We start from the raw sequence: 3,679 nt of genomic DNA on the forward strand, positions 1-3,679 counted from the left end.
GGACCGGAAAGCGCGCCGTGTCGGAGTAATCCAGATAGGGCACCAAGCGGCGAAGGTCGTCACGGCTCAGGATCTCGGCGTCGATGCCGTTCAGCCGCATGACATTGGCCCGATAGCTGAAGAAGTCGAGCTGGTCGGCCGAGTGGGCGGTGACGATCTGGCCCCGCTGCGAGAACATGACGTTGAAGTTCAGCTCATGCGTCAGACCCTCCCACAGCTTCATCGAGAATTCGTAGAACTGGGTATTGCCGTCGAGCAGATAGTTCGAGCGGATGACCGTCGTGTTGCGGCCGACATTGCCGCCGCCGACATAGCCTTTCTCAATCACCGCGACATTGCGGATGCCGTGGTTCTCGGCGAGATAGAAGGCCGTCGCCAGCCCGTGGCCGCCACCGCCGATGATGACGACGTCATAGGAGCGCTTCGGCTCCGGCGCGCGCCAGGCGCGCTGCCAGTGCCTGTGGCCGGCAAGCCCGTTGGCGAGAATGGAAAGGGCCGAATAGCGGCGCATCGGAAGCTTCTTGGGTTCTATTTGACGAAGAGACGGCGCGGGAAATCGCAGAAGGCTTCGACGCCGGTCTCGGTGATGCGGATCGATTCCGAAATGGCGATGCCCCAATCGTCCAGCCACAGACCCGGCATGAAGTGGATCGTCATGTTCGGCTCCAGCACCGTCTCGTCGATCGAGCGGAGCGAGATGGTCCGCTCGCCCCAGTCCGGCGGATAGCCGAGGCCGATCGAATAGCCGCAGCGCGAATCCTTGAAGAAGCCATGCCGCTCGATGGCCTTGGTCCATGCGGCGTGCACGTCACGCGAACCGGCGCCGGGCTTCGCCACGCCGAGCGCCGCTTCGAGTCCCTCGACGACCACGTCCGCGGCCTTGCGCATCTTTTGCGGCGGCTGGCCAAGATAGACCGTACGCGTCAGCGGCACATGATAGTGGTGCCTGACCCCGGCGATCTCGACCGTCGTGCCGGCCGGCGCGGCGAACGGGGCATCGCGCCAGGTCAGATGTGGACAGGAGGTGCCGACGCCGGTCGGCATCAATGGCGCGATCGCGGCGTAGTCGCCGCCAAAGGCCTCCGTTCCATGCGTGGCGGTAGCGAGAATTTCGGCGGCGGCATCGCATTGGCGGACACCGGGGCCGATCACCTCGATCGCCCGCGCCATCGTCTTTTCGGCGATGCGCGCCGCCTGTTGCATCAGCCCGATCTCGGCGTCCGACTTCACCGCGCGGACCCAGTTGACCAGCGTGCCGGCATCGACGAAGCGGGCGTTCGGCAGTTCCGCCTTCAGCACGTCAATCGACTTCGCGGTGAAATAGAAGGAATCCGCTTCGATGCCGATCGTTGCGCGCTCGAGGCCGCGCTCGCGGATCACGCGCGCCACCGCCTGCAGCGGGTGCTTCGCCTGAGATTGCACATGGTCGTCGGAATAGCCGACGATGTTTTCCTGCGGCAGGATCGTCGTCAGCCTCGCGCCGTTGACGTCCTGGCCGCGTCCGATCCAGACCGGAAGCGCTGCATCCTGCGCGACAAGCACGCCTTGGTGGACATAGAAGGACCAGCCGTCATAGCCGGTGAGGTAATTGAGGTTGGCGGGCTCCGACACATAGAGCGCGTCGAGCCCGGCTCGCGCCATGCGCGCCTTGGTCTTCGCCAGCCTGGCGGCGAACTCCTCCTTGTCGAACGGCGTATTGTTCTTGCCGAACTGCATCGCCAATGTCCTCAGCGCACGGTCACGCCCGAGGGCGTCCTGGTCAGCACCTCCGCGCCCGAGGGACCAAGAAGCACCGCGTTGGACATGAAGAAATCGCCACGGCCGGTACCCATCAGCCAGGAGAGCACGTGGAAGCTCATGCCGGTCTTGAGCACGATGTCGCTGTCGCGGCGCAGGCCCGTCACCTTGTTGCCGCCGGTCCAGCTCGGCGGCAGGCCGATGCCGACGACATAGCCGCAATGATGCCGGCGGTAATGCGAAAGGCCGGCATGGTCGACCACGCCCTGCCAGGCCGCATAGACATCACGGAAGAGGACGCCCTCCCGCATCGCGCCGACCACCGCCGCAAAGGCGTCGGCCGTCAGCGCGGCCATCTCATAGGTCTCCTTCGCGGCGTGGCCGACATGGATCAGGCGGCCGAGAGGCGCGTGGTAGCGGGCGACGCAGCCGGTCAATTCGAGGAAGACCGCATCGCCGGCAGCGAACCGGTCGCTCGTCCAGGTCGTATGCTCCTCGCCGAGCCGCCGGGTGGAGCGAATGAACGGACCGAAGCCGGGAAACGTGCCGCCCGCCTCGATCATGGCACGCTCGGCTTCCGCCGCGACGTGGCGCTCGCTCGCACCCTCCGCGATCGCTTCGATCGCGGCCTGCGCGCCGGCGTCGGATACTCTCGCGGTCGCCCGCATCAAGGCCTGCTCGGCCGGGCTCTTGACCATGCGGATGTCGTCGATGATGCCGGAGGCGTCGACCCAGCGCCCGGCGCTCAGGCGTTCCTTCAGCGCCTCGGCAAGCCCATGCGGCAGGCCGGACGACCACGACTCGATGCCGACGGAGCCGAGCCTGCCGGGAAGCACACGCCCCAAAAGGTCGGCGACCGTCTCGCCGTCATGGTGCCCTTCGAAGCGCGCGTTCCTGACCTGGTTGGCAATGGTCACCTTTTCCATCGCGCGCGTCAAAAGGATCATTTCGCCGTCGGCCGGAACGACCAGGATATGCGGCGCGAAATAGCCCCAGTGATCGAGGCCGGTCAGATAGAAGATGTTCTCCGGCGCCGAGACGAGCAGCGTGTCGATCCCCCGCCCCGTCATGGCGTGGCGGACGGCGTCGCGGCGCCGGTCGAATTCCTCGCTCTCGAAATAGGGCGCGATCGCTTCGCCGCTGCTTTTGTCCAGCATGTTTTCCCCTCCGGATGCGTTGCCCCGCAGCTTCATTTCTGCCCACCTTTGCTTGAGGCAAGTTGTGTACAACTATCGCCAATATCGATCTCTGATTTCAGGCTTGTCAAGGATTTTTCGTTTTCTAAGGATCATTGATGTGCACATCTATTGAAACGCGACGAAAAATCTGCAACCATACGTTCAAGCTGCTCAATGCCGAAAAAAGGGGTCGGTTAGGCGGCGGTTTCGCAAAAATGGGAGCAAGATGATGACGATCAGAATTTCGCGCCGCACCGCGCTTGGACTCGGCGCGGGCCTTGTCATGCTGTCCGGCACCGGAGCGGCGCTGGCCGAGACCACGCTGGAGCGCGCCAAGAAGGACGGCTATATCCGGGTCGGCTTCGCCAACGAGGCGCCGTTCGGATACGCCACGCCCGACGGCAAGCTGACCGGCGAGGCGCCGGAAGTCGCCAAGGCGGTGCTGGCCAAGATGGGCATCAAGCAGGTCGACGGCGTGCTGACCGAGTTCGGCTCGCTCATTCCGGGCCTGAAGGCCGGTCGCTTCGACATCATCGCCGCCGGCATGTTCATCAATCCCAAGCGCTGCGCCGAGATCAACTTCTCCGAGCCGTCCTACGGCATCGGCGGGGCGATGCTCGTGCAGAAGGGCAATCCGAAGAAGGTGAAGGACTATTCGACCTTCAAGGACAATTCCGACCTCAAGCTCGCGGTCATGGCGGGAGCCGTCGAGGGCGGCTACGCGAAGGATGCCGGCGTCGCTCAGGGCCAGCTCGTGGTCCTGC

The 3,679-nt window shown here is 64.7% G+C and carries 4 protein-coding genes; 1 reads left to right on the plus strand and 3 read right to left on the minus strand.

The features are described 5' to 3' along the window. The 3 genes from EOD07_RS26580 to EOD07_RS26590 form a co-directional block, all read right to left on the minus strand. The coding region (locus EOD07_RS26580; RefSeq protein ID WP_127237524.1) for an FAD-dependent oxidoreductase at window positions 1-511 on the minus strand (511 nt) is incomplete at its 3' end. Window positions 512-528: 17 nt separating this feature from the next. Beyond that, on the minus strand, window positions 529-1,716 hold the full coding sequence (locus tag EOD07_RS26585; protein ID WP_127237525.1) for a M24 family metallopeptidase: 1,188 nt from the start codon (window positions 1,714-1,716) through the stop codon (window positions 529-531). A gap of 11 nt (window positions 1,717-1,727) precedes the next feature. Beyond that, on the minus strand, window positions 1,728-2,894 hold the full coding sequence (locus EOD07_RS26590; protein ID WP_127237526.1) for a Xaa-Pro peptidase family protein: 1,167 nt from the start codon (window positions 2,892-2,894) through the stop codon (window positions 1,728-1,730). Window positions 2,895-3,144: 250 nt separating this feature from the next. On the opposite strand from EOD07_RS26590, the gene ehuB reads away from it, so the two are divergent. Then, a partial coding sequence (ehuB, locus tag EOD07_RS26595) for an ectoine/hydroxyectoine ABC transporter substrate-binding protein EhuB (RefSeq protein ID WP_245470503.1) occupies window positions 3,145-3,679 on the plus strand: 535 nt, incomplete at its 3' end.

The organism is Mesorhizobium sp. M2C.T.Ca.TU.002.02.1.1 (assembly GCF_003997225.1).